The sequence below is a fragment of the Pseudomonas flexibilis genome (assembly GCF_000806415.1).
Taxonomy (GTDB): domain Bacteria; phylum Pseudomonadota; class Gammaproteobacteria; order Pseudomonadales; family Pseudomonadaceae; genus Serpens; species Serpens flexibilis.
In genome coordinates, this window is sequence record NZ_JTAK01000001.1 from 33985 (window position 1) to 59108 (window position 25124).

The 25124-nt window shown below is 66.5% G+C and carries 29 protein-coding genes; 8 read left to right on the forward strand and 21 right to left on the reverse strand.

What is annotated here, in order from left to right; all coding sequences use genetic code 11:
* Positions 1-59: 59 nt before the first annotated feature.
* Together PT85_RS00165 and PT85_RS00170 are read right to left on the reverse strand one after the other, a co-directional pair.
* Entirely contained in the window at positions 60-617 is a 558-nt protein-coding gene (locus PT85_RS00165) for a peptidylprolyl isomerase (protein WP_039605623.1), read from the reverse strand.
* Between the two features lie 64 nt (positions 618-681).
* Positions 682-1602 (reverse strand): LysR family transcriptional regulator, encoded by a 921-nt coding sequence (locus tag PT85_RS00170; RefSeq protein WP_052237564.1) that lies wholly within the window; start codon positions 1600-1602, stop codon positions 682-684.
* A 158-nt stretch (positions 1603-1760) separates the two neighbouring features.
* Here PT85_RS00170 and PT85_RS00175 point away from each other — a divergent pair, with 158 nt between their 5' ends.
* On the forward strand, positions 1761-2360 hold the full coding sequence (locus tag PT85_RS00175; RefSeq protein WP_039605624.1) for an FMN-dependent NADH-azoreductase: 600 nt from the start codon (positions 1761-1763) through the stop codon (positions 2358-2360).
* A 177-nt stretch (positions 2361-2537) separates the two neighbouring features.
* Here the strand turns inward: PT85_RS00175 and PT85_RS18125 are convergent, their stop codons facing one another.
* From PT85_RS18125 to PT85_RS00220, 9 genes are all read right to left on the reverse strand, one after another.
* Positions 2538-2714 (reverse strand): PA3496 family putative envelope integrity protein, encoded by a 177-nt coding sequence (locus PT85_RS18125; protein WP_027590823.1) that lies wholly within the window; start codon positions 2712-2714, stop codon positions 2538-2540.
* Between the two features lie 102 nt (positions 2715-2816).
* The gene (gene nth / locus PT85_RS00185) at positions 2817-3455 is read right to left on the reverse strand and encodes an endonuclease III (protein WP_039559872.1); all 639 of its coding nucleotides are present in this window, start codon (positions 3453-3455) and stop codon (positions 2817-2819) included.
* Between the two features lie 114 nt (positions 3456-3569).
* On the reverse strand, positions 3570-4283 hold the full coding sequence (locus PT85_RS00190; RefSeq protein WP_039605625.1) for an electron transport complex subunit E: 714 nt from the start codon (positions 4281-4283) through the stop codon (positions 3570-3572).
* Positions 4280-4912: an electron transport complex subunit RsxG gene (gene rsxG / locus PT85_RS00195; protein WP_027590820.1), complete on the reverse strand. Its 633-nt coding sequence runs from the start codon at positions 4910-4912 to the stop codon at positions 4280-4282. Before rsxG ends, PT85_RS00190 begins: the two co-directional genes overlap by 4 nt.
* 4 nt (positions 4913-4916) lie before the next feature.
* Entirely contained in the window at positions 4917-5945 is a 1029-nt protein-coding gene (gene rsxD, locus PT85_RS00200; protein ID WP_039605626.1) for an electron transport complex subunit RsxD, read from the reverse strand.
* Between the two features lie 209 nt (positions 5946-6154).
* Positions 6155-8620 carry an electron transport complex subunit RsxC gene (gene rsxC / locus PT85_RS00205; protein WP_039605627.1) on the reverse strand — a complete coding sequence of 822 codons (2466 nt, stop codon included), beginning with the start codon at positions 8618-8620 and terminating at the stop codon, positions 6155-6157.
* A complete protein-coding gene (rsxB, locus tag PT85_RS00210) occupies positions 8617-9192 on the reverse strand; it encodes an electron transport complex subunit RsxB (RefSeq protein ID WP_027590817.1) in 576 nt (191 codons plus the stop codon). Before rsxB ends, rsxC begins: the two co-directional genes overlap by 4 nt.
* Positions 9189-9773: an electron transport complex subunit RsxA gene (gene rsxA / locus PT85_RS00215; RefSeq protein ID WP_027590816.1), complete on the reverse strand. Its 585-nt coding sequence runs from the start codon at positions 9771-9773 to the stop codon at positions 9189-9191. Before rsxA ends, rsxB begins: the two co-directional genes overlap by 4 nt.
* Before the next feature lie 102 nt (positions 9774-9875).
* Entirely contained in the window at positions 9876-10991 is a 1116-nt protein-coding gene (locus PT85_RS00220) for a glutamate-cysteine ligase family protein (protein WP_052237565.1), read from the reverse strand.
* A 169-nt stretch (positions 10992-11160) separates the two neighbouring features.
* On the opposite strand from PT85_RS00220, the gene PT85_RS00225 reads away from it, so the two are divergent.
* Positions 11161-11478: a hypothetical protein gene (locus PT85_RS00225; protein ID WP_027590814.1), complete on the forward strand. Its 318-nt coding sequence runs from the start codon at positions 11161-11163 to the stop codon at positions 11476-11478.
* Positions 11479-11658: 180 nt separating this feature from the next.
* Here PT85_RS00225 and metG read toward each other — a convergent pair whose 3' ends face one another.
* A complete protein-coding gene (metG, locus tag PT85_RS00230; protein ID WP_039605628.1) occupies positions 11659-13692 on the reverse strand; it encodes a methionine--tRNA ligase in 2034 nt (677 codons plus the stop codon).
* Between the two features lie 231 nt (positions 13693-13923).
* On the opposite strand from metG, the gene apbC reads away from it, so the two are divergent.
* Positions 13924-15018 (forward strand): iron-sulfur cluster carrier protein ApbC, encoded by a 1095-nt coding sequence (gene apbC, locus PT85_RS00235; protein WP_039605629.1) that lies wholly within the window; start codon positions 13924-13926, stop codon positions 15016-15018.
* 35 nt (positions 15019-15053) lie between these two features.
* Here the strand turns inward: apbC and PT85_RS00240 are convergent, their stop codons facing one another.
* Positions 15054-15503: a bacteriohemerythrin gene (locus PT85_RS00240; RefSeq protein ID WP_027590811.1), complete on the reverse strand. Its 450-nt coding sequence runs from the start codon at positions 15501-15503 to the stop codon at positions 15054-15056.
* A 216-nt stretch (positions 15504-15719) separates the two neighbouring features.
* Here PT85_RS00240 and dcd point away from each other — a divergent pair, with 216 nt between their 5' ends.
* The gene (gene dcd, locus PT85_RS00245; RefSeq protein WP_027590810.1) at positions 15720-16286 is read left to right on the forward strand and encodes a dCTP deaminase; all 567 of its coding nucleotides are present in this window, start codon (positions 15720-15722) and stop codon (positions 16284-16286) included.
* A 123-nt stretch (positions 16287-16409) separates the two neighbouring features.
* Here the strand turns inward: dcd and dauA are convergent, their stop codons facing one another.
* Positions 16410-18140, reverse strand: coding sequence for a C4-dicarboxylic acid transporter DauA (gene dauA, locus PT85_RS00250; protein ID WP_039605630.1), 1731 nt, complete (start codon positions 18138-18140; stop codon positions 16410-16412).
* Positions 18141-18274: 134 nt separating this feature from the next.
* On the opposite strand from dauA, the gene PT85_RS00255 reads away from it, so the two are divergent.
* Positions 18275-18550: a PA4642 family protein gene (locus tag PT85_RS00255; RefSeq protein ID WP_039605631.1), complete on the forward strand. Its 276-nt coding sequence runs from the start codon at positions 18275-18277 to the stop codon at positions 18548-18550.
* A 108-nt stretch (positions 18551-18658) separates the two neighbouring features.
* Here PT85_RS00255 and PT85_RS00260 read toward each other — a convergent pair whose 3' ends face one another.
* The 6 genes from PT85_RS00260 to PT85_RS18130 all read right to left on the reverse strand — a co-directional run bounded on the left by PT85_RS00260 (position 18659) and on the right by PT85_RS18130 (position 21905).
* The gene (locus PT85_RS00260) at positions 18659-18997 is read right to left on the reverse strand and encodes a HopJ type III effector protein (RefSeq protein ID WP_039605632.1); all 339 of its coding nucleotides are present in this window, start codon (positions 18995-18997) and stop codon (positions 18659-18661) included.
* The gene (locus tag PT85_RS00265) at positions 18994-19287 is read right to left on the reverse strand and encodes a DUF1244 domain-containing protein (RefSeq protein ID WP_027590806.1); all 294 of its coding nucleotides are present in this window, start codon (positions 19285-19287) and stop codon (positions 18994-18996) included. The genes PT85_RS00260 and PT85_RS00265 overlap by 4 nt, the downstream gene beginning before the upstream one ends.
* Positions 19288-19301: 14 nt before the next feature.
* The gene (gene folX, locus PT85_RS00270; RefSeq protein WP_037009107.1) at positions 19302-19673 is read right to left on the reverse strand and encodes a dihydroneopterin triphosphate 2'-epimerase; all 372 of its coding nucleotides are present in this window, start codon (positions 19671-19673) and stop codon (positions 19302-19304) included.
* A 49-nt stretch (positions 19674-19722) separates the two neighbouring features.
* On the reverse strand, positions 19723-20433 hold the full coding sequence (gene folM / locus PT85_RS00275) for a dihydromonapterin reductase (RefSeq protein ID WP_039605633.1): 711 nt from the start codon (positions 20431-20433) through the stop codon (positions 19723-19725).
* 62 nt (positions 20434-20495) lie between these two features.
* Positions 20496-21062, reverse strand: a complete 567-nt coding sequence (locus PT85_RS00280) for an antibiotic biosynthesis monooxygenase (protein ID WP_039605634.1) — start codon at positions 21060-21062, stop codon at positions 20496-20498.
* Positions 21063-21317: 255 nt separating this feature from the next.
* The gene (locus PT85_RS18130; RefSeq protein WP_051587460.1) at positions 21318-21905 is read right to left on the reverse strand and encodes a hypothetical protein; all 588 of its coding nucleotides are present in this window, start codon (positions 21903-21905) and stop codon (positions 21318-21320) included.
* 171 nt (positions 21906-22076) lie between these two features.
* On the opposite strand from PT85_RS18130, the gene PT85_RS00290 reads away from it, so the two are divergent.
* Genes PT85_RS00290 through PT85_RS00300 form a run of 3 tightly spaced genes read left to right on the forward strand, consistent with a single transcriptional unit; the run spans position 22077 to position 24043 of the window.
* A complete protein-coding gene (locus PT85_RS00290; protein WP_027590802.1) occupies positions 22077-22529 on the forward strand; it encodes a flavodoxin in 453 nt (150 codons plus the stop codon).
* 54 nt (positions 22530-22583) lie between these two features.
* Complete coding sequence (locus tag PT85_RS00295; protein WP_027590801.1) at positions 22584-23456, forward strand: acyl-CoA thioesterase; 873 nt, start codon at positions 22584-22586, stop codon at positions 23454-23456.
* A complete protein-coding gene (locus PT85_RS00300; protein WP_039605635.1) occupies positions 23453-24043 on the forward strand; it encodes an HAD family hydrolase in 591 nt (196 codons plus the stop codon). The genes PT85_RS00295 and PT85_RS00300 overlap by 4 nt, the downstream gene beginning before the upstream one ends.
* A 157-nt stretch (positions 24044-24200) precedes the next feature.
* On the opposite strand, the gene ypfJ is transcribed toward PT85_RS00300, so the two are convergent.
* Positions 24201-25064 carry a KPN_02809 family neutral zinc metallopeptidase gene (gene ypfJ / locus PT85_RS00305; RefSeq protein WP_039605636.1) on the reverse strand — a complete coding sequence of 288 codons (864 nt, stop codon included), beginning with the start codon at positions 25062-25064 and terminating at the stop codon, positions 24201-24203.
* Between the last annotated feature and the right edge of the window lie 60 nt (positions 25065-25124).

Genomic DNA, 25124 nt, shown 5'->3' on the forward strand with positions numbered 1-25124 from the left:
ACGAACTGTAGCCGCGACGCTCCGGTCGCGGCTAACACTCCCCTTGCCTCAGGCGAGGATCATTCCATCCGCTTGGCCGAAATGATTTCCACCGCCTCGCGCGGCACGTTCTGGTGCATGCCGCGGTTGCCGGTCGGCACCTGGGCGATCTGGTCGACCACGCCCATGCCGCGCACCACCTTGCCGAACACCGCATAGCCGAAGTCGCGCGGGCCGTGGTTGAGGAATTCGTTGTCGCTGTGGTTGATGAAGAACTGGCTGGTGGCCGAGTCGCGCACCTGGGTGCGGGCCATGGCCAGGGTGCCGCGATCGTTGCGCAGGCCGTTGTCCGCCTCGTTGCGGATCGGCGCATGGGTCGGCTTCTGGCGCATCTGCGCATCGAAACCGCCGCCCTGGATCATGAAGCCCGGAATCACCCGGTGGAACACGGTGCCGTCGTAGAAGCCGCTATCCACGTACTCGAGGAAGTTCTTGACGCTGATCGGCGCCTTTTCCTCGTTCAGCTCGATCTCGATCTCGCCCAGGCTGGTGGCCAGCAGCACGCGGGGATTGTCGGCGGCCAGCAAGTGAGAGGTGAACAGCAGGGCGCAGGTGCCCAGGGTCAGTTTCTTCAGCATGAGTGCGTCCTTGAGGGGTTTGAATGGGGGCAGCATAGAGGCTGCCGGGAATTCTGCGAAGGGGTCAGGGCCTCTCGCCGGGGCAGACTTCGTCAGGGTCGGCGTCCGCGAAGGTCATGATGGACTCCACCAGAATCTGGGTTGCCGGGCCCAGCGGCTTGTCCTTGTTGGCGTACAGGCGAAAGCGCGGCCGGTGGATGCCACCCTGGGGCAGGGGCAGCTCCTTGAGCCGACCCTCGTGGAGTTCGCGGGCGATCACCGGGCGCGGCAGCCAGGCGAAGCCCAGGCCGCGTCGCACGAACAGCGCGGCAGTGGCCATGCTGCTGACTGTCCAGCGCTGCTCGGCGCCGAGCCAGCCGACATCCATGGGTTGGGCCCGGCCAGAGTCGCGGATGACGATCTGCAACTGGTTCTCCAGGTCCTGCGAGGTCAGCTCGCGGCGCAGCTGGTGCAGCGGATGGTTCGGGTGCGCCACCGCGACGAACTCCACGGTGCCCAGCTCGGTGCCCAGGTAGCCGGGAATCTCCAGACTGGAAATGGCCAGGTCGGCGGTGCCTTCGCGCAGCACATCCACCACCCCGGACAGCACTTCCTCGCGCAGCCGCACCCGGCAGCCACGGCTCTTGGGCATGAAATCGGTCAAGGCCCGGGCGATGCGTCCGCTGGGGAAGGCGGCGTCGATCACCAGGCGTACCTCGGCCTCCCAGCCCAGCTCCAACTGATGGGCCAGGTCCTCGATCTGGCTGGCCTGCTTGAGCAGGTGGCGGGAGCGACGCAGCAGCACGGCGCCAGCCTCGGTGAGCACGGCCTTGCGGCCTTCGATGCGCAACAGCGGTACACCCAGCTGTTCCTGCATGCGGGCCACGGTATAGCTGACTGAGGACTGCGAGCGGTGCAGGGCTTCGGCGGCCTGGGCAAAGCCGCCGTGATCGACGACGGCCTGCAGGGTTCGCCACTGATCCAGGGTGACACGGGGCGCTTTCATGGAGGCGGCCTCGGTGAAAATGGGGTGCGCTCGAGCCTAGTGAGAGGCTGTGAACTAATCAACTGGTTCGATTGAAATCAGCAGAATTATGCGCTTTTTGATCGAAATGACTCTGGGTAAAGTGTGCGCCATTCCTCGAACACCCTCTGGAGTCAAAGATGTCCCGCGTACTCGTGATTGAAAGCAGTGCCCGTCAGGAAGGTTCGGTTTCCCGCCAGCTGACCCAGGCCTTCGTCGCCCAGTGGAAGCAGGCCAACCCGGCCGACAGCATCCAGGTTCGCGACCTGGCCAAGCAGCCACTGCCGCACCTGGACATGGATCTGCTTGGCGGCTGGATGAAGCCCGCCGACCAGCAGAACGCCGCCGAGCAGGCCGCCGCGCAGCGCTCCGACGCGCTGGTCGCCGAGCTGAAGGCCGCCGACGTGCTGGTACTGGCCGCGCCCATGTACAACTTTGCCATCCCCAGCACCCTCAAGGCCTGGCTGGACCATGTGCTGCGCGCTGGCGTGACCTTCCAGTACACCGCCAATGGTCCGCAGGGCCTGCTGACTGGCAAGCGCGCCTACGTGCTGACCGCCCGCGGCGGCATCTACACCGGCAGCCCGCTGGATCACCAGGAACCCTACCTGCGCCAGGCGCTGGGCTTCATCGGCATCACCGATGTCGAGTTCATCCACGCCGAAGGCCTGAACATGGGCGGCGACACCGCTGCCAAGGGCCTGGAAAGCGCACAGGCGAAGCTGGCCGCCATCGCCTGATCGGCCGGTGGTTGCAGCGGGTCTGTGCCGCCATAGGGTGGAAAACTCGCGTAGCGATTTTCCACCGAACGTACAGCCCGCATCCGATGCAATGGTGGACAAGAAAGCGTTGTCCACCCTACGGTTTGCCGGAAACAAAAAACCGCCCGAGAGGGCGGTTTTTTGTTTCCGGCAACATCAGAGGTCGTAGTCGTAATCGGTCAGACGCTTCTGCAGGCGGCGCTCTTCGAGCAGGTTGTCGATGATGCGGCGCTTGGTCAGGTTGGTCTTGGCGACTTCGACCTGCTCAACGGCTTCTTCGTTGCTCTCAACAACGAAGTCATCATCCAGTTCGAGTTCGGCTTTTTCGGTCATGAGTCACTCCAGGCGGGGTGCGATGGCGCACCTTATAGCGACTCCGATCCGGCGGGTAAAAAAGATTTTTTCAATGAAAACAGCGGGTCAAGTCTATAAGACTCAATCGTCAGAGGTCTTCAGCTTGTATTCGCACAGATCCTCGATGCGGCAGCTGCCACAGCGCGGCTTGCGCGCCTGGCACACGTAGCGTCCGTGCAGGATCAGCCAATGGTGGGCATCGAGCAGATACTGCTTTGGCACCACCTTGAGCAGCTTCTTCTCCACCTCCAGCACGTTCTTCCCCGGCGCGATGCCGGTGCGGTTGCTGACCCGGAAGATATGCGTGTCCACCGCCATGGTGTGCTGACGGAAGGCGGTGTTGAGCACCACGTTGGCGGTCTTGCGGCCCACGCCCGGCAGGGCTTCCAGGTCCTCACGGTTGTCGGGCACCTGGCTGCCATGCTTCTCGATCAGGATGCGGCAGGTTTCCAAGACGTTCTTCGCCTTGGTCGGGTACAGGCCGATGGTCCGGATGTACTCGCACAGCCCTTCGTAGCCAAGCGCGTAGAGGGCTTCCGGTGTGTTGGCCACCGGGAACAGCTTGGCGGTGGCCTTGTTCACCCCCACGTCGGTGGCCTGCGCGGAGAGGATCACCGCGATCAGCAACTCGAACGGCGAGCTGTAGGCCAGCTCGGTGGTGGGGTGAGGGTTGTCCTCGTGGAAGCGACGGAAGATTTCCAGGCGTTTGGCGGCGTTCATGGTTCTCAGCGCAAAGGGGGTAAGGCGCGCTGTGGGAGCGGACTTGTCCGCGAGCTTTTATGCAGGGGCTGGCAAAACGCTCGCGAATGAATTCGCTCCCACAGGCTCCGCGAGTTACTCGATTACCCCGGTTACCCGCACGCGGCGGCTGGGGGCGGGCGCGGCGACCGGCTCGCGGGCCTTGGCGCGTTCAGCCAGCTGCTCGTCGATGCGGTTCTTCAGGGCGATCAGCAGGCCTAGCACAATGAACGCGCCTGGCGGCAGGATGGCCAGCAGGAAGCCCTGGTAATCCTCCATCAGGGTGATCTGCCAGTTGGCTGCCAGCGGGCCGAACAGCAGCTGCATGTTGGCGAACACCGCGCCGGTGCCAAACAGTTCGCGCACCAGGCCGATGGCCAGCAGCACCAGGGCGAAGCCGACACCCATCACCAGGCCGTCGTAGGCCGCGCGGGCAACGTTGTTCTTGGCAGCGAACGCCTCGGCGCGGCCGAGGATCACGCAGTTGGTGGTGATCAGCGGAATGAAGATGCCGAGGATCTGGTACAGCTCGTAGGTGAAGGCCTGCATCAGCAGCTCGATGCAGGTGGTCAGCGCGGCGATGATCATCACGAAGGCCGGCAGGCGCACGGCGGGGGTCACCGCACCGCGGATCAGCGACACGGCGGCGTTGGAACAGGTCAGTACCAGTACGGTGGCCAGCCCCAGGCCCAGGGCGTTGACCGCCGAGTTACTGGTGCCCAGCAACGGGCACAGGCCCAGCAACTGCACCAGCCCGGGGTTGTTCTTCCACAGGCCATTGACGGTGATGTCGCGGTAGCGGGTGCTCATCGGGCGGTCTCCTGCGCGAAGAGTTCATCGCGGTGGGCATCGAAGTATTGCAGGGCCTGATGCACGGCCTTCACCACCGCACGCGGGGTGATGGTGGCGCCGGCGAACTGGTCGAACTGGCCGCCGTCCTTCTTCACCGCCCAGCCGCTTTCGCCGGGCTGCTGCAGGGACTTGCCGTCGAAGCCGAGAATCCAGCGGCTCTTGGCCAGCTCGATCTTGTCGCCCAGGCCGGGGGTCTCGCGGTGGCCAATGACCCGCACGCCACTCAGGCGCCCATCGGAGTGCACGCCGATCAGCAGCTGGATGGCTCCGCTGTAGCCGTCCGGCGCGGTGGCCTGCAGGATCACCGCCGCAGGCTGGCCCTCCCGGGTGGCGATCCAGGCCGTCACCGGGCGCGGTCCGAGGAGGGCGTGGCGCAGCTCGCGCTGGCTGTCGAGCAGGTCGTTGTCGTAGCTGCCGGCCGGCAGGATCTGCGCCAGCGCGTCGATCCGCGCCTGGCGCTCGGCCTGGGCGATACGCTCGGCGGTGCTCTGCTGGGTGAAGGCCACCAGGCCCACGGTGACGATGGCGAACAGGCCGAGGACCAGGCTGTTCCTGAGCATCGAGCGACGGATTTCCAGAGTGCTCATCGGTTCATTCGCCCAGCTTGAGGCCGCGCTCGGCCTTGGCATGGCCATAGGTGCGCGGACGGGTGTAGTAGTCGATGGTCGGTGCGGCCAGGTTCATCAGCAGCACGGCGAAGGCTACGCCGTCCGGGTAGCCGCCCCACGCGCGGATCACGTAGACCAGGATGCCCACGCCGATGCCGAACAGCAGGCGGCCACGGGTACTGGTGGCGCCGGACACCGGGTCGGTGACGATGAAGAAGGCACCGAGCATGGTGGCGCCGGAGAGCAGGTGGAACAGCGGCGAGCCGTGGCTGTCCGAGCCCGAGCCGTTCCAGAACAGCAGGCTCATCAGCAGCAGGGCGCCGAGCATGCCCACCGGCGCGTGCCAGCCGATGACCCGCCGGCCGAGCAGGAACAGCCCGCCGGCGAGGAACGCCAGGTTGACCACTTCCGAGCCGATGCCGCCGTAATGGCCGAAGGCCGGCTGCTTCCACAGCTCGTCGATGGTCAGGCTCTTGTTGGTCTTCAGCACATCCAGGGCGGTGGCCTGGCTCCAGCCGTCCACCAGCGGCGCCAGGCCGAAGATGTGCTGGAAGCCGTCGAGCAGGCCCACGGCGTGAGGAATCGGCCAGCTGGTCATCTGCACCGGGAAGGACACCAGCACCACCACGTAGCCGACCATCGCCGGATTGAACGGATTCTGGCCGAGGCCACCGTACAGCTGCTTGCCGAAGGCGATGGCGCTGAGCACGGCGATCAGGGTCAGCCACCAGGGCGAATAGGGCGGCAGCGCCAGGGCCAGCAGCACGGCGGTGACCAGGGCGCTGCCGTCGCGCAGGAAGAACTGCACCGGGCGCTGGCGCAGCTTGAGCAGCAGCGCTTCGATGCCCAGTGCCAGGGCGCTGGCCCACAGCAGGTTGATCAGCGTGCCGGCGCCGTACAGCCAGGTCAGCACGACAAAGCCGGGCAGGGTGGCGGCCAGCACCGTCAGCATGACGCGCTGGGTGCGGTTGGCCCCGATGGCATGGGGCGAGGTGATGCGGGGCAGGGCCATGTGGGCTCCGAATCCTGTACGTCTTGCCGCCGTCGGCGTGACGGCAGCCTGTGCTTCAACTTCCAGCGGTTGGCGCTGTCCTGGCCGCCGGGGAGGCCTAACGGCCTCCTTTCGGTGGACAGGAAAAGCGCTGTCCACCCTACGTCAACCGTTCCGTCGCTCGTAGGATGGAAAACTCGCGCAGCGATTTTCCACCGAAAGCGGCCGGTTCACTCTGCCGTGTTCGCCGCCAGCTTGCGTTCGGCCTCGGCGAGCTTGGCGCGCGCGGCGTCCAGTGCGGCCGGTTCCGGGTTTTCCGTGCGTTCCAGCTTGCGCAGCTCGGCGCGGGCGAAGGCCAGTTCGGTCTTCAGCTGCCGGGTGGCGTCGTCGACCGGGCGCTTTTCCACCCGTACCAGATCCGGCGCCGGCTTGGCCGTGCTGTCCTCGGCCGCGTGCAGCGCCTGTTCGGCATTGGCCAGTGCCTTGCGCAGGCGGGTCAGCTCGGCCTCGTCGGCGCCGGCCTTCTCGGCCTTCTTCAGTTCGGCGCGGGCCATGGCCAGCTCGATCTTGGCCTTCTTCAGCGCCTCATCGACCGGCTTGGCGGCTGGCACCGGCGCCGGCGCGGCAGCTTCGGCGCTGGCCAAGGCCTGGTCGGCCTCTTCCAGTTGCTGGCGCAGGCGGGCCAGTTCGGCCTGCTGATCGTCGTCCGGAGCTTCCAGTTTTTCCAGCTTGCGGATCTGCGCGCGCAGCATGGCGGCCTCGATCTTGGACTTCTTCAGGGCTTCGTCACCGGCCGGCTTGGCGGCCGGCGCGGGTGCGGCGGCTTCGGCGGCGGCCAGCAGCTTGTCGGCTTCCTCCAATTGCTGGCGCAGATGTGCCAATTCGGCCTGCTGATCGTCGTCCGGGGCTTCCAGCTTCTCCAGCTTGCGGATCTGCGCGCGCAACATGGCGGCTTCGATCTTGGCCTTCTTCAGCGCCTCGTCGCTGGCCGGATTGGCTGCGGCGGGCGCTGGCGTGGCTGGCTGGGCGGCGACCAGCGCCTGCTGGGCCTGTTCGGCGGCGGCGCGCAGGGTTTCCACCTGCTGGCGCAGCTCCTCGGTGTCGTGCTGGGCCAGCTGCTTCTCGGCCTTCTTCAGGGCCACCTGGGCCATGCTGGCCTCGATCTTCAGGCGCTTGAGGGTTTCGCCGGCTTCCACCGCCTGGGGCGTGGCCTCGACGGCGGGCGCAGCCTCCTTGGCGGCCTTGGCCAGCGCGGCCTTCTCGGCCCGCGCCTTGCGTTCGGCTTCCTTCTGTTCCTCGGCGCGGCGCAGGCGTTCCTGGCGCTGTTCGAAGCGCTGGCGCGAGTGCTCGGCCTTCTGCTGCTTCTGTTCCAGCTCGCGGATCTCGCCCTTGGCGGCGCGGAAGTACTGCACCAGCGGAATGTTGGACGGGCAGACGTAGGCGCAGGCGCCGCACTCGATGCAGTCGAACAGGTGCTGGGCGCGCAGCTGCTCGTGGTCCTGGCCGAGGGCGAAGAAATGCAGCTGCTGCGGCAGCAGGCTGGCCGGGCAGGCCTCGGCGCACTCGCCGCAGCGAATGCACGGCAGTGCCGGCGGGGGCGGCGGCAACTCCTTTGCGGTGGCGGCCAGCAGGCAGTTGGTGGTCTTGATCAGCGGAACGTCCAGCGACGGCAGGCTGAAACCCATCATCGGCCCGCCCATGATCAGGCGATCCAGGCTGTTCGACTGGAGGCCGGCAAAGGCCAGCAGTTCGTTCACCGGCGTGCCGATCAGCGCCTCGACGTTCATCGGCCGCGCCAGCGCCTCGCCGGTCAGCGTGGTGATGCGCGAGATCAGCGGCCTGCCGAGCACCACGGCGTCATGGATGGCCACGCAGGTGCCGACGTTCTGGCAGAGCATGCCGATGTCGGCCGGCAGCCCGCCGCTGGGCACTTCGCGGCCGGTGAGAATCTGGATCAGCTGCTTCTCGCCACCGGAGGGGTACTTGGTGGGGAACACCTTGAGCACATAGGGGCGCTCGCCGAGCGCCGCGCGCACGGCGGCGATGGCCTCGGGCTTGTTGTCCTCGATGCCGATCAGCACGCTTTCCGGCTGGATCAGGTGCGCGAGGATGTCGATGCCGCCGACCAGCTTGGCGGCCTTCTCGCGCATCAGCACATCGTCGGCGGTGATGTAGGGTTCGCACTCGGTGCCATTGATGATCAGCGTGCTGACCTTGTCCAGCGGCCGCGCGGCCAGCTTGGCGGCGGTGGGGAAGCCGGCGCCGCCCAGGCCGTTGATGCCGGCCTCGCGGATCAGCGCCAGCAGATCGGCGGGCGCCAGGCTGCGGAAATCGGCGACCGGCTGCAGCTCGCACCATTCATCCTGGCCGTCGCTGTCGATGACGATGGCCGGTGCGGCCATGCCGGAGACATGCGGATAGGGCTGCGGACCGATGAAGCTGACCATGCCGGAGGTCGGCGCATGCAGCGGCACGCTGACCGTGCCCTGGGCCTCGGCGATCTTCTGGCCCTTGCGCACGCGCTCGCCGACGGCCACGCAGGGTTCGGCCGGCGCGCCGAGATGCTGGCTCAGCGGCAGGATCAGCCGGGCCGGCAGCGGCGCGGTCTGGATCGGCGCGCGGTTGGACAGCTCCTTGCGCTCCGGCGGATGAATGCCGCCGGGGATGTCCCAAACAGTCGTGTGCATCGCGGTCATGCGGCCTGCTCCCGGTCGGTGGCGATCAGCTGGCCCGGCGCCAGCGGCAGCGTCCAGCTCCAGCTCTGCAGGCTCTTGCCCACTTCAAGCATGTCGATGCAATCCACCGGGCAGGGCTCCACACACAGGTCGCAGCCGGTGCATTCGCTGGCGATCACCGTGTGCATCTGCCGCGCGGCGCCGACGATGGCGTCCACCGGGCAGGCCTGGATGCACTTGGTGCAGCCGATGCATTCGGCCTCGCGAATGAAGGCGACCATCTGCGGTTTCTCGCCCCCCTCGGCGTCCAGCGGCTCGGGTTCCATGTCCAGCAGGTCGGCCAAGGCCTGGATGGTGGCTTCGCCACCGGGCGGGCACTTGTTGATCTTGTCGCCGTTGGCGATGGCCTCGGCGTAGGGTTTGCAGCCCGGATAGCCGCACTGGCCGCACTGGGTCTGCGGCAGCAGGGCGTTGATCTGTTCGGCGATGGGGTCGCCCTCGACCTTGAAGCGAATCGCCGCGTAGCCCAGCAGGGCTCCGCAGGCCAGGCAGAGGATCAGCAGCGCGACGACGGCAATCAGCACCAGACTCATAGCTTGATCAACCCGGCAAAGCCCATGAACGCCAGCGACATCAGGCCGGCGGTGATCATGCCGATGGCCGGGCCCTGGAAGGCCTTGGGCACATCGGCAATGGCGATGCGCTCACGCATGGCGGCGAACAGCACCAGCACCAGCGAGAAGCCCAGGCCGGCGGCGAAGCCGTTCAGCGTGGCGGTAATGAAGGTGAACTCGCTGCGGTTGGCGTTGAGCAGCGCCACGCCGAGCACGATGCAGTTGGTGGTGATCAGCGGCAGGAAGATGCCCAGCACGCGATAGAGCAGCGGACTGGTCTTGTTCACCACCATCTCGGTGAACTGCACCACCACGGCGATCACCAGGATAAAGCTGATGGTGCGCAGGAATTCCAGGCCCAGCGGTTCGAGCAGGTATTCCTGCACGAGATAGGCGCACATGGCGGTCAGGGTCAGCACGAAGGTGGTGGCCAGCGACAGGCCGATGGCCGTTTCCACCTTCTTGGAGACGCCCATGAACGGGCACAGGCCGAGGAACTGCACCAGGACGAAATTGTTGACCAGGATGGCGCTAACCATGATCAGGGCGAGTTCGGTCATTGCAGGGGCATCGCTCTGGGTGGGCCGTTGAAGAGGGCCGGTATTATCCGGGAGGGGGGCAGGGCATACAAGGCGCGACAGGCAGCCGCAGGCTGACGGGCATCAATGGGCGGCCAGGCCGCCCGGCCAGTACGGCTGTCCACTGGCGCGCAGCGCATGGGCCGGGGTGGTGCGCGCGGCACGCTGGCGCCAAAGGGGTTCCAGCTGGCCGGCCGCCGCCTCGAGTCCGGCCTGTTGCAGCGCGGCCTCACTGGCGCGCAGCACGCGCTGTGCGCCATGGGCGATCTGCGCCTCGTCGAAGGCGTCCAGGGCAGCCAGGCGGTAGAGGTCCACATCGGGCTCCTCGCTGCGCCCCGGCAGGCTGTCGTCCAGGCACAGGCCGGTCAGCAGCTGGCACAGGGCGGCTAGCAGCGCCACGCCGGGTGCGGCGTCGAAGGCCTTGAACTCGATGCGCCCGACTTCACCGGGGCGCGCCGGACGCATCAGTGGCGAGGCCTGTAGCGCCGCGTGGTTATCCGCCTCGACATACACCCGCACCGCCGGTCTGCAGCCGCAGCGCATCCAGGTGCGCCGCGACCAGCCGGTCCAAGGCTGGCCGGCGTACCAGGGCGAATCGAAGCTGAACGGCACGATGAACGGCGCGTAGAAGTTCAGCTTGCGCGCGGCGTCCAGGTCGCGTCGCCAGTCCCGCTCGGCGAAGGACAGGTTGAGGTCCGGGCCGAAGGTCAGGGTGGCGATGTCGTTGCCGGCGAAGTCCCGATCGGCCGCCCGCGTGCGCTGTTCGTAGGTGTTCAGCGGTGGGTCGAAGACGTAGCGTTCGTGCAGCGGGTTGAGTGCCGCGATGCCCAGTGCCAGGTGATGGGTGGCCAGGGTGGCGGCCAGTTGCCGTTCGATCTCCAGCAGCAGGTCCAGCGCCTCGGCGACGCTGTCGCGCGGCGGCGTGCGAATCTCCACGCCCTTGACCGCCAGGCCGGCGAAGCGACCGTCCGGGTGGGCACGCTCGTCGCCTTCCAGGTACCAGTAGCCGCTGCGAATACCCTGGTCTCCGGTGGCCAGGGTGGGATCGTCGAGCCCTGGCTTGGCGGCCAGCATCCGGCTGAGGGCGGGGAAGTCCAGGTTGGTGAAATCGCGGATGCGTCCGGCGTGTGGGCCCGAGGCATCGATCAGCAGGTATTCGAATTCGATGCCGTAGCGCATCGCGGAGCCTGAACGAACCATGATGTTGCGTCCTGCCGCCAGTGTCCTGACCAGTGTAGGCCGGCGGCTGGATGAATCCTTTGCATGCAAATTAGTCGCTGACTTAAAGAAAGCTCGCTAACAATCATTAGACTTTGGTCGTAGAATACGCCGCGTCAGAACACCACACCCCCGAGGCTCTTTGCTCTTTATGAACACCCAGGAACTGCAACGCCTGCTCGATGATTTGGATGCCACCCACACCGCCAGCGACAGCCTGAGCCGTCTGGTCGTCAGCCGTCTGGCCAAGCAGGGCGTCCCCTACAAAGCGATGCTGGGCAAGCTGGAGGTGGGTGGTCGCGTGGTGTCGCCGCATTTCTGGGTGGAGAGCAATGGCTGCGTGATCGACTACCGCGGCGGCAAGGACAAGCGCGGCGTATTCGCCAAGACCGAAGCGCCGGCCTACCAGGGCACCGAGATTGTCCTCGACCCGCTGCCCGATTACATGTTCGAGCAGATGGCCCGCTGACGGCGACCAGGCTGAGAAATAAAAAAACGGAACCCGAGGGTTCCGTTTTTTTATTGTGGTTCGGTGCCGCGCCGATCGTAGGGTGGAAAACTCGCGCAGCGATTTTCCACCACAGCCACGCCTGCGTATGCCCGGTAGACAAGGCTTCGCCGTTGTCTACCCTACGGCACCAACCCCGCCTTACTTCACCCGCTGGCCCGGCTTGGCGCCGGCGTCGGGGCTGAGCAGGAAGATTTCGCTGCCGCCGGGGCCGGCGGCCAGCACCATGCCTTCGGAGACGCCGAACTTCATCTTGCGCGGCGCCAGGTTGGCCACGTACAGGGTCAGGCGGCCTTCCAGCTGGCTCGGATCCGGGTAGGCGCTCTTGATGCCGGAGAACACGTTGCGCTTGGCGTCGCCGATGTCCAGGGTCAGGCGCAGCAGCTTGTCGGCGCCTTCCACGAACTCGCACTTCTCGATCAGCGCGATGCGTAGGTCGACGGCCGCGAAGGCGTCGAAGTTGATCTCGGCGGCCAGCGGGTCCTTTTCCAGCTCGCCATTGCCGGCCGGCGCGTTCGTGGCCGCCAGGTCTTCCTTGGAGGCTTCGATCATGGCCTCGACCTTGGCCGGTTCGATACGGGTCATCAGCGGAGTGAAGGCATTCAGCTGATGGTTGGCGAGCGGCTGCGCCAGGTCGACCCAGGTCAGCGGCGGCACATTGAGGAACTGCTCGGCGTCGGCGGCCAGCTTCGGCAGGACCGGCTTGAGCAGGATGACCAGCTGGCGGAACAGTTCGACGCCCAGGGCGCAGATTTCCTGCACTTCCTGCTGCTTGCCTTCCTGCTTGTTCAGCGCCCACGGCGCCTTCTCGGCGATCCAGGCGTTGGCCAGATCCGCCAGGTGCATGATTTCGCGCATGGCGCGGGCGAAGTCACGCTTCTCATAGGCCTCGGCGATGCTCGGCAGCGCGTCGCGGAAGCTGGCGCGCAGCTCGGGCTCGATGTCGGTGGCCACCAGCACGCCGGCGTTGCCCTTGTGGATGAAGCCGGCGCAGCGGCTGGCGATGTTGACCACCTTGCCGACCAGGTCGGAGTTGACCTTCTGCACGAAGTCCTCAAGGTTCAGGTCCAGGTCGTCCACGCCGCGGCCCAGCTTGGAAGCGTAGTAGTAGCGCAGGTATTCCGGGTTCAGGTGATCCAGGTAGGTGCGCGCCTTGACGAAGGTGCCACGCGACTTGGACATCTTCTGGCCGTTGACGGTCAGGTAGCCGTGCACGTTCAGCGCGGTCGGCTTGCGGTAACCGGCGCCTTCCAGCATCGCCGGCCAGAACAGCGCGTGGAAGTTGATGATGTCCTTGCCGATGAAGTGGTAGACCTCGGCGCTGGAGTCCGGCTTCCAGTACTCGTCGAAGTCCAGCTCCGGGCGGCGGGCACAGAGGTTCTTGAAGCTGGCCATGTAGCCGACTGGCGCATCCAGCCAGACATAGAAGTACTTGCCCGGCTCGTCCGGGATCTCGAAGCCGAAGTAGGGCGCGTCGCGGGAAATGTCCCATTCCTGCAGGCCGCCATCCAGCCATTCGGCGATCTTGTTGGCCACGGAGTCCTGCAACGCGCCGCTGCGGGTCCACTCCTTGAGCATCGCCTCGAAGTCCGGGAGCTTGAAGAAGAAGTGCTTGGACTCCTTGAGCACCGGCGTGGCGCCGGAAATGGCCGAGCGCGGATTCTTCAGCTCGGTCGGCTCGTAGGTGGCGCCGCACTTCTCGCAGTTGTCGCCGTACTGGTCCTCGGCCGCGCATTTGGGGCAGGTGCCCTTGATGAAGCGGTCGGCCAGGAACATGCCTTTCTCGGGATCGAAGTACTGGGTCACCGAGCGGGTGGCGATGTGGCCCTTGTCGCGCAGCGCCAGGTAGATGGCGCTGGACAGCTCGCGGTTCTCTTCGCTGTGCGTGGAATGGAAATTGTCGAAGTTCACGCCGAAGTCAGCGAAGTCGGCCATGTGTTCGGCCTGCACGTTGGCGATCAACTGTTCGGGGGTGATGCCTTCCTTTTCGGCGCGCAGCATGATGGCCGAGCCGTGGGCATCGTCGGCGCACACATAGGTGCAGGTGTTGCCGCGCAGCTTCTGGAAGCGCACCCACATGTCGGTCTGGATGTATTCCAGCATGTGGCCGAGGTGGATCGAGCCGTTGGCGTAGGGCAGGGCGCTGGTGACGAGAATCTTGCGGGCTTCGGACATGGCGGTTGGGCTGCACGCTGATGGAACAAGCCGGCAACTATAAGGGAAGGGGCGCGCCGGAAGCCACCAGCCGCAGGGGGGAAAACGCGCGCAGCGATTTTCCACGCGGCATACCCGCGCATACCCGGTAGACAGCTGCGCCGTTGTCTACCTTACGGCCTGCTCCAGCCTGAGGCGTGTCGCTGCTGCTATCATGCCCGCCTGTCCCGCCGGTCCGAATCTGGAGCCCCCATGTCCATTACCCGCGAAGCCGTCGAAGCCGCGCTGCGTCAATACACCGAGCCGCACCTCAACCAGGACCCGGTCAGCGCCGGCTGCGTCAAGCAGATCGACATCCAGGGCGAGCGCGTCGCCGTGCGCCTGGAGCTCGGCTATGCCGCCGGCCTGTTCAAGAGCGGTCTGGCCCAGCTGCTGCAGATGGCGCTGGAGAACCTCGACGGCATCAGCCAGGCCAGTGTGCAGGTGGACTGCGTGATCACCGCGCACAAGGCACAGGATTCGGTGCCGGCATTGAGCAACGTGAAGAACATCATCGCCGTGGCCTCCGGCAAGGGCGGCGTCGGCAAGTCGACCACCGCCGCCAACCTGGCGCTGGCCCTGGCCCGCGAGGGCGCCCGGGTCGGCATGCTGGACGCGGACATCTACGGCCCCAGCCAGGGCATCATGTTCGGCATTCCCGAGGGCACCCGGCCGAAAGTGCGCGACGAGAAGTTCTTCGTGCCCATCGAGGCCCATGGCGTTCAGGTGATGTCCATGGCCTTCCTCACTGACGACAAGACGCCGGTGGTCTGGCGCGGGCCGATGGTCTCCGGTGCGCTGCTGCAACTGATCACCCAGACCGCCTGGGACAACCTCGATTACCTGGTGGTCGACATGCCGCCGGGCACCGGCGACATCCAGCTGACTCTGGCGCAGAAGGTGCCCGTGGCCGGCGCGGTGATCGTCACCACCCCCCAGGACCTGGCCCTGCTGGATGCCAAAAAGGGCGTGGAGATGTTCCGCAAGGTGAACATTCCGGTGCTGGGCGTGGTGGAGAACATGGCCATCCATATCTGCTCCAACTGCGGCCATGCCGAGCACCTGTTCGGCGAAGGCGGCGGCGAAAAGCTGGCGGCGCAGTACAACGTCGACCTGCTGGCCTCAATGCCGCTGTCCATGGCCATCCGCAGCCAGGCTGACGCCGGTCGGCCGACGGTGATCGCCGATCCGGAAAGCCAGATCGCCATGCTCTACCAGCAGGTGGCGCGCACGGTGGGCGCGCGCATCGCCCAGGGCAGCCAGATCGTCGCGCAGTCGATGCCGAAGATCGAAATCAGCGACGATTGAGGATATTGGCTGGCACCCGGTGCCTGTCCGGGTGCTCAGCCGAAGAACTTGCCGAGCATGCGCGAGGCGAAGCCGCGGTCGAGGTTCTTCTTGACCAGGGCGACGTAGTGCTTGTCTTCGTGCTTGATGTGGTTGATCAGCCACAGGCCCACGTCGGTGCGCATGTCGCGCGCCACCTTGAGCGGGTCGATGCCGTTGGTCACCTTGTCCAGGTATTCGTTGGCGCGCTGGCGGAATGCGTCGTGTACCTGGCGATGGGCTTCGAACATCGGATAGCCGGCCTGCTCCATCAGTGACTCCTCGAACACCAGGTGCGAAAGCACATAGTCGATCAGGCCGCGGCAGAGAATCTCCACCTGGCTGCCATCGCCACTTTCGATGCAGTTCTGAATCTCCTCGAAATACTCGAACAGCCGCTTGTGCTGTTCATCAATCAGGTCGATCCCTGTTTCGAATTCGGCCGACCACTCGATCTTGAGCGCCATCGTTCATTCCCTTCCGCTGCTGGATATCCCGGTTCGTTCGGTTTAAAGGCACCGTGCCAGCATGCGAGGCTATGCAAGAGCGGGGCTGGGAATGTTGATCTGGATCAGTGGACGAATGGGGGAAAATGGGCTTCACCCGGCGCCTCGGCTTGGAAGGAGCGACATTGGCCCGGTAAGATGCGCGCCATTCCAGTTGAACCCATTCAGGACACCGCGATGAGCATCAAATCGGACAAGTGGATCCGCCGCATGGCCCAGGAGCACGGCATGATCGAGCCCTTCGTCGAACGCCAGGTGCGCACCGAGGGCAGCGAGCGGCTGATCTCCTACGGTGTCTCCAGCTATGGCTACGACGTGCGCTGCGCCGACGAATTCAAGGTGTTCACCAACATCCACTCGGCCACCGTGGACCCGAAGAACTTCGACGAAAAGAGCTTCGTGGACGTGAAGGGCCCGGTGTGCATCATTCCGCCGAACTCCTTCGCCCTGGCGCGCACCGTCGAGTACTTCCGTATTCCGCGCGACGTGCTGACCATCTGCCTGGGCAAGAGCACCTACGCGCGCTGCGGCATCATCGTCAACGTCACCCCGCTGGAACCGGAATGGGAAGGCCACGTGACCCTGGAATTCTCCAACACCACCACCCTGCCGGCGAAGATCTATGCCAACGAGGGTGTGGCGCAGATGCTGTTCCTGCAGTCCGACGAGCCCTGCGAAGTCTCCTACCGCGATCGCGGCGGCAAATACCAGGGCCAGACCGGCGTCACCCTGCCCAGGGCCTGATCGGGTAGTTCCTGGCCGCCGGGGCGGGACCGCCCCACGGGCCGTAACCCGGGCGTAGGATGGTCAAGGCATCGCCTTGGCCACCGAGTGGGACCCTGCGGCGGCCGGAACAGCGCCGACCGCCTACGCGGCCGGTGTGCCCCGGTCATCCAGCCAGCGCAGCGCCTTCTCGCGGGCTTGCGCCAGGTTGCGCACGAACGCCAGCTCGCCCTCGCGACGGTGGATGCCGGCGCGGCGCAATTTCAGACGCACCCGGGGCGTGGTGCCTACCAGTACCAGGCCGATGCCGTGGCGCTGGTAGTGATCCAGGATGCTTTCCACTGCCGCCAGGGCGGTCATGTCCAGCAGCGGCACGGCGCTCATCTCGACGATCACCACCTTCATCTCGCGATCGAAGCGGCGCAGGGCGTCCAGCGCCTTCTCCGCCGCGCCGAAGAACAGCGGGCCGCGAATGGCATAGGCGGCCACGCCCTCGGGCAAATCATGCAGCGCCTCGTGGTAGCCGGGCGGCAGGCTGGCGGTGTCGGTGACATCGCTCATGCGCTTGATGAACAGGCCGGCGGCCAGCAGCAGGCCGACGCCGACCGCCAGCACCATGTCGAACAGCACGGTGAGCACCAGGCAGACCAGCAGCACCAGCACATCGGTGCGCGGCGCGATCTTCACGGTGTGCACCACATGGTGGGCTTCGCTCATGTTCCAGGCGACCATCAGCAGCAGGGCCGCCAGGGCCGACATTGGCAGGTAGCTGAACAGCGGCGACAGCAGCAGCACGGCCAGCAGCACCACCCCGGCATGCACGATGGCTGCCACCGGCGAAAAGGCGCCCGCCTTCACGTTGGTGGCGGTACGGGCCAGCGCCGCCGTGGCGGTGATGCCGCCGAACAGCGGCGCCACCAGGTTGCCAATGCCCTGGCCGAGCAGTTCGGCGTTGGGATCGTGCTTGGTGCCGGCCATGCCGTCGGCCACCACCGCGCACAGCAGCGACTCGATGGCGCCCAGCATGGCGATGGCAAAGGCCGGCGCCATCAACTGGCGGATCAGCTCGAAGGACAGCACCAGTGGCTGGCCGTCCGGGCCGGGCAGATCCCACGGCCAGGCGAAACTGGGCAGGAACGGCGGGATCCCGGGATGCTCGACGCCGTCCAGCGTGTAGCTGAAGCGCTCGCCCAGGGTGGCCAGCGGCAGGCCGACCGATTCCAGCAGCAGGCCGAGCAGGGTGCCGACCAGCAGGGCGACCAGGTGTCCCGGGATCTTCGGCACGAAGCGCGGCCAGACGATCAGCACGCCCAGGCAGACCATGCCAACCAGCGCATCGCCGAACTGCAGGGTGGGCAGCGCCTCGCCCAGGCTCATCAGCTGCGCCACATAGTGGGCGGGTTCGCCCTGCGGCTGCAGGCCGAGGAAGTCCTTGATCTGCAGGGTAGCGATGACAATGCCGATGCCGGCGGTGAAGCCCAGGGTCACCGGATAGGGCACGAAGCTGATCAGCTTGCCAGCGCGCAGCAGGCCCAGGGCGATCAGGATCAGCCCGGCCAGCAGGGTGCAGAGCAGCAGGCCGCCGATGCCGTATTGCTGGGTGATGGGCAGCAGGATGACCACGAAGGCGGCGGTGGGGCCGGAAATGTTGAAGCGCGAGCCGCCAAGCAGGGCAATCAGCGGAGCGGCGACCAGCACGGTGTACAGGCCATGCTGTGGCGGCACGCCAACGGCGATGGCCAGCGCCATGGCCAGGGGGATGGCGATGATGCCGACCGTCAGGCCGGCGGCGAGGTCCCCCTGCAGGGAAGAACGGGAATAGCCGGCGCGCAGCGTCTGGCGCCAGGCCGCGAACAGCGGTAGTTGCAAGGACATGATGGCTCCCGGAGGGCAATGCCGGGCCAGTATACGCCTGCTCTCCGTAAGGAAATGCGCAGCGATTGGTTGCGTTGAGCGCCGCCGGGGCGGGGGAGTACACTGCGGGCCCTTTGACATGAGCGAGGCGAGCGATGCGCAAGGACAAGAAGCAGGTGATCGGCGAGGAAATCGGCGACGAAGCCATCAAGGCCTACCTGGCCATGGAGCCGGCCGACGACACCCCGCCGGCACTGCACAAGCTGGTCAAGGCCTATCGCGGCCTGCGCATCGGCGACTTCGAGCGCTTCCTGGTGTTCTTCCGCGAGGCCGGCTACGACCTGGCGGCCGCCGACGCCTTCATCACCATGATCGAGGACCAGCGCCAGGCTGAGCCCTATATCGAGGCGATCCGCGCAGCGCGCGGCTGAAAGTAGGGCGGTCGGCGCCGTTCTGGCCGCCGCTTCGGCGTTGCGAGGCGGTGGACAAGGCAAACGTTGTCCACCCTGCGCGGCTTGCCAGTTCCACGTCGTGGATGCTTACTGCTTGCGCGCCAGCGGCAGTTGCTCGAACGCCACGCCGGCCAGGCCGGTCTTCACCAGCGCACGGATGTTGCCGTGGTCACTTCCCTCGGGCGTGGCCAGCACGCTGCGGTAGTGCTCGCCGAAGGCCCGCAGGGCCTCCTCGTCCGTCAGGCCTTCCAGCAGGGCCATGCCCAGCACCTTGCACGAGCCTTCGTTCTGGCCGGCGGCGTTCTGCTGGTCGCCGTTGCGAAAGGCGCTTGGCGTGTAGTCGTACCGGGCGCCGATGAACGCCAGGGTGTCGGCGAACAGGTGCTGTTCGCTGCGCAGGGCGGTGCGAAAGTCGTTCAGGTTCATTCGGGCTTGTTCTTCTCGAAACTGGCCAGTTGCTCGGCGCTGGCTTCGCGCTGGTAACGGGACTTCCACTCGGCATACGGCATGCCGTACACCGCCTCGCGCGCGGCCTCCAGCTCCAGTTCCACGCCGCGCTCGTCGGCGGCGGCCTTGTACCACTTGGCCAGGCAGTTGCGGCAGAAACCGGCCAGGTTCATCAGGTCGATGTTCTGCACATCGGTGCGTTCCTGGAAATGCTGCACCAGGCGGCGGAAGGCCGCGGCTTCCAGTTCCAGGCGTTGTTGTTCGTTCATAGGGGGACTCCAGGCTATTCGCGGTGACCGGCGAGGGTGATGGAGACGGATTCGGCGAAGCGCAGCGCGTGGGGCTTGTCTACCTCGACTTCCGCGTAGCGCACCTCGGAGTGGGCCATCACCAGGTCCAGTACTTCCTGGGTCAGGCGTTCCAGCAGGGCGAAGCGGTTGCCCTCCACGTGGGCGATGATCGCCTTGGTGATGGTGCGGTAGTTCAGCGCCCGCTCGATGGCGTTTTCCGCCACCGCCTGGTGCGCCGCATAGAGGATGGTCAGGTTGATCAGCACGTCCTGCTTGTTGAGGACTTCCTCTTCCTTGATGCCGATGTAGGTCCGCAGGCGCAGGTCCTTGACCCGAATGCGCGCCATTCCCGGTTCCAGTCGCATGGCCGTTGCTCTCCGATTCTGGGGGGCGGCGAGTATCGCACGACTGGGGCTACTTGAGATGCCGACCGCCATTCACCGTGAGCGTGGTGCCGGTCAGGTAAGGGGTATCCAGCAGGTAGCGCAGGCTCTGATAGATCACCTCCGGCCCCGGCGCGAATCCCAGCGGCGACTTGGCCAGTGCGCGGCGGCGGTAATCCTCGTCGTCACCCTCGTTGAACATCAGCAGCGCTGGGGCAATGCCGTTGACCTTGATGTTCGGCGCCAGGCGTGCGGCGAACGACAGGGTCAGGCTGTCCAGGCCGGCCTTGCTGGCGCAGTAGGCGGTGTGCTTGGCGCTGCCCTTGCGCACCACGTCGTCGCCGATGTGCACGATGTCTGCCGGCGCGCTGTCCAGCAGCAGGTCGGCGCAGTGCAGATTGATCAGGTAGGGCGCCAGCATGTGCACGTTGACCATGCGCCGGAACGCCTCGGCCTCCTGGCCGGGCTCTTCGGCCAGCCATTCGGAGGCGTTGTGCACGATGGCGCGCAGCCGGCCGGTGTGCTGGCGCAGGCGGGCGATGAAATCGAGGATGCCGGCCTCGTCGGCAAAGTCCGCGCGCAGCAGCTCGGCGCCGCGCTGGCGCAGTTGCTCCAGGCCCGGGCGCTCGCTGCGGTAGCTGACGATCACCGGCTGGCCGTCGTCGAGCAGGCGCAGCGCGCAGTGCAGGCCGACGCGCTGGCTGGCGCCGGTGATCAGGATGGGGGCCGGGGAGTGGGGCATGGGCACGCTCGGGCGGTGACGGCTGGAGGCGCCAACCTATAGCAGCCGTCCGCCGCCGGCAATCAGTGGCGGGCCAGCAAGGCGCGCAGGCGGGCGCTGGTCCGGGTCGGCCGCTGCAGCCAGGGCGCCAGCAGGCGCGTCACCTGCGGAATCACCAGGTAGGTCATCAGTGGCGTCAGGGCCAGCGTGGTGACCAGCACCCGGGCCGGCATCGGCCAGTCGGCCAGGTAGCCGCCGAACAACAGGTTGAACAGCAGCGACACCGGAAAGAACGCCAGCCAGATCACCAGGCTCTGTTTCCAGCGCGGCGGGCGGGTGGCCTCGTTGAACCAGCCGTCCAGGCCCAGGGCGCGGTGCTCGTGGGGACGGTCGAACAGGCCCTGGCCGCGCTGCAACCAGGCCTGGCGCGAGGCCGAGTGCTCCCAGGCGGCCAGGCTGTCCGGGTCGCTGAAGCGAAAGATCATCTGGAATTCGTTGTCGCCGGGCGGCGGGGCGAGCATCCCGGAACCGAGGTAGCCGGGGAAATCGGCGGCCAGGCGTTCGCCTTCATGCATCCATTCGATGAATGCGGTGTAGTGGGCAGGCTCGACGCGGCGAGCAACCAACAGGGTCATGGGCGGGGTAGGCATCCTGCGACTCCTTGCGGTGACCGCCCGGGTAGGGCGGATACGGTTACGCGCCCCAGGGGTGGCGGGGCGCGCTCGGAGCGCAATCATGCAAGCTGCAAGCCGAAATGCAAGTGGTCTTGTGACGGACGTGCGGGTGTGCGCGCCGAACCGGGCATTTCACGAATGAATTCGCTCCCACGGGTTGGCGTGAGGATGCTGGTCGGTGGCGAAGAGGATTGGTTGTCGGTGCGAGCGGCACCGGCATGGAGCAATGGATCAGTGGGCCTGTGCCTCGTGGTGCAGCGTGACCAGCAGATCCTGCAGGCGCGCCAGGCCGTTACGCTGCAGCGGGGTGATGCGATACGCCGCCAGCCCTTCCTCCAGCACGCGCACCTGCTTGCCGCGCAGCGACAGGGTGGATTTGTCCGGCAGTACCATCCACAGGGTGAAGTTGTTCGGCAGCGAGGCGCCGGCCACCAGTGCACCGTTGAGCGAGAGCTGGCGCACCGACAGGCCGGTGGCCGCGCCAGCGCGGTCCAGCAGCGCCAACGGCGTGGCCAGGGTGGCGCGCCACGGACGTTCGACCAGGCCCTTCTCGAAGATCTGCGGCGTTTCCAGCTGCAACTGCAGGGTTTGCACCTCGTCACGATTCAGACGCAGCGGGAAGCTCAGGCGCTGACCGTTGACCTGGGCCTCGACGGTCAGGTGCGCGTCATCACCCAGGCTGGCCAGCAGGGCATGGATGGCGGGGCTGCTGTCGAGCACCAAGCGACTGGTGTCGTGCGTGACGGAAGGCGTGGGCTCATCCAGCAACTGCTGGAGGAAGGCCAGTTCGTCACGGGTGAGCAGCGGCTCGTTGCGCATGGGGAAATCTCGAAGCGAAGCGGTAACCGATTGTAAGACTCGGCTATTCGACGTTTGTTGCAAGCGGTCCCGTTTCTTCCGATAAGCGGTTCCCATAAATGCAACTCCCGGCTGGATATCGGTTTTGCGGCATAATGCCGCGATTCTTGAGCGGTCACGTGGGAGTTTTTCATGAAAATCGCGATTCTGAGCGGCAGCGTGTACGGCACGGCCGAGGAAGTGGCCCGCCACGCCGAGCAGCAGTTGCAGCAGGCCGGCTTCGAAACCCGCTATCAACCGCGGGGCGAATTGGCCGAACTGATCGCCTGGGCGCCCGAGGCGCTGCTGGTGGTCACCTCGACTACCGGCATGGGCGACCTGCCGGACAGCCTGCAGAAGATCCACGCCGCCCTGCGCGATCAGCCGCCGGCCTGGTACGGCTTGCCCGGTGCGGTGATCGGCCTGGGCGATTCCAGCTACGGCGACACTTTCTGCGGCGGCGGCGAGCAGATCCGCGAGCTGTATGCCGAGCTGGGCATCCGCGAAGTGCTGCCGATGCTGCGCCTGGACTCCAGCGAGACGGTCACCCCGGAGCTGGATGCCGAACCCTGGCTGGCCGAGCTGGCCGTCGCCCTGCGCGGTTGAACCGTTGAACAAGCCGGGGGAGACCCGGCGGTAGATGCCTTGTCGAGGAAATTCATGAGTCAGGTGCTGGATGAACTGGTGGCTCTGCTGAGCCTGGAAACCATTGAGGAAAATCTGTTTCGTGGCGCCAGCCAGGACCTGGGGTTTCCCCAGCTGTTCGGCGGCCAGGTGCTTGGCCAGGCGCTGTCCGCCGCCTGCCAGACGGTGATGGCCGATCGGCATGTGCACTCGCTGCACGGTTACTTCCTGCGCGCGGGCGATGCCCTGCTGCCGGTGGTCTACCAGGTGGAGCGGGTGCGTGACGGCGGCAGCTTCAGCACCCGGCGGGTCACCGCGATCCAGAAGGGTCAGCCGATCTTCTTCTGCAGTGCCTCCTTCCAGGCCGACGAGCCGGGCTTCGAGCACCAGCCGAGCATGCCGGAGGGCATCGAGGCGCCGGAAAACCTGCCCAGCGAAATGGACCTGTTCAGCCCGCATGCCGAGCGCATCCCGCAGCCGATGCGCGACAAGATCTTCTGTGCCAAACCGATCCAGATTCGTCCGGTGAACCCCGGCGATCCCTTCCGGCCGAAACCCAGCGAGCCGCTGAACATGTACTGGTTCAAGGCCGACGGCAGCCTGTCGGCCAACCCGGCGCTGCACAAGTACCTGCTGGCCTACGCCTCGGACTTCGGTCTGTTGACCGCGTCGCTGCGTCCGCACGGCGCCTCGTTCTGGCAGCCGGACATGCAGGTGGCCAGCCTCGACCACGCCTTGTGGTTCCACCGCGACCTGAAGATGGACGACTGGCACCTGTACGTTCAGGAAAGCCCGTGGAGCGGCGGCGCGCGGGGTTTCAGCCGCGGCAGCATCTTCAACCGCGCCGGCGAACTGGTGGCCTCGGTGGCCCAGGAAGGACTGATCCGTCGTCGGGAGAGCCGTGCATGAACTTGCGCGATGTCCGGCACTGGGTGTTCGACATGGACGGCACACTGACTGTCGCCGTGCATGATTTCGCGGCGATTCGCCGGGCGCTGGACATTCCCGCCGAGGACGACATCCTCGTCCACCTGGCCGAGCTGCCGGCCGAGCAGGCGCGGGCCAAGCGGGCCTGGCTGCTGGAGCTCGAGCGTGAACTGGCACTGGCCGCGCAGCCGGCGCCCGGCGCGGTGGCACTGGTGCGGCACCTGTGCGAACGCGGCGTGCGCCTGGGCGTGCTGACGCGCAATGCTCACGAGCTGGCTCAGCTCACCCTCGACGGCATCGGCCTGGGCGACTGCTTCGAGCGCGATGACGTTCTCGGCCGTGACGAGGCGCCGCCCAAGCCGCATCCCGGCGGCCTGCTGAAGCTGGCGGCGCGTTGGGAAATACCCACGCAGAGCCTGGTGATGGTCGGCGACTACCGCTTCGACCTGGAATGCGCCCGCGCCGCCGGCGCGCGCAGTGTGCTGGTCAACCTGCCGGACAACCCCTGGCCGGAGCTGGCCGACTGGCACGCCCGCGATTGCGCAGAGCTGCACGGCTGGCTGCGGTAGGACGGTTGCACGCGCCCGTCGCGGGGTCGTGGGGGCGGCGTTAGCCGCGATGTTCTGGTCGAAGCGTTGGTGCAGGCCATAGCCACACGCTCGCTGAAGTCGTTCCCACAGGTCCGGGCGGTCGGTTCTTTCCGGACGGTGTGCCCGAACGCGCCACCTACAACCGCGCCGCCTCGAAGGTATCGCAGCGCCCGGCCTCGCCGCTGTCGAAGCCGATGCGGAACCAGCGCACCCGTTGTGCGGATGAGCCATGGGTAAAGGAATCCGGCACCACCTGCCCCTGGGTGCGCTTCTGCAGGCGGTCATCGCCGATCGCGCTGGCGGCGTTCAGCGCTTCCTCCAGATCGCCTTCCTCCATCCAGTCCAGGCGCCGCTGCGCATGGTGCGCCCAGACGCCGGCCAGGCAGTCGGCCTGCAGTTCCTGACGCACCAACAATCCGCCTGCTCCCTCCATCGGTTCGCCACGCTGACGGGCGGCCTCGACCTGACGGGAGATACCCAGCAGGGTCTGCACATGGTGGCCCACCTCGTGGGCGATCACGTAGGCCTGGGCGAAATCACCGGCGGCGCCGAAGCGCTGCTCCAGTTCCGCGAAGAATTGCAGGTCCAGGTACACCGCCCGGTCGGCCGGGCAGTAGAACGGGCCGACCGCCGAGGACGCGAAACCGCAGGCCGAATTGACTCCGCCGCTGAACAGCACCAGGCGCGGATGTTCATACTGGCCGCCCGCCTGTGCGAACAGCGCGTCCCAGGTGTCCTCGGTGTCACCCAGCACGGCGCGCACGAACTGGCTGTGCGGATCGTCGGCCGACGGGGGAGCGGCCTGCTGTCCGACCCCCGGTGTACCGCCCGGACCGGCCAGCTGGCCGAGGATCTGCAGCGGGTCCTGGCCCATCATCAGGCTCAGGACCACAACGATGGCGATGCCGCCCAGGCCCAGCCCGCCACCGACGCGCAGACCGCGTCCACCGCTGCGGGCATCCACCACGTTGTCGCTTCGACGGGCACGTTTCCAGCGCATGGCAGCTCTCCGCAAATCGACGTGGCGTTGAGTATGGTCGATGGGCCGTCCGGCTGGCGG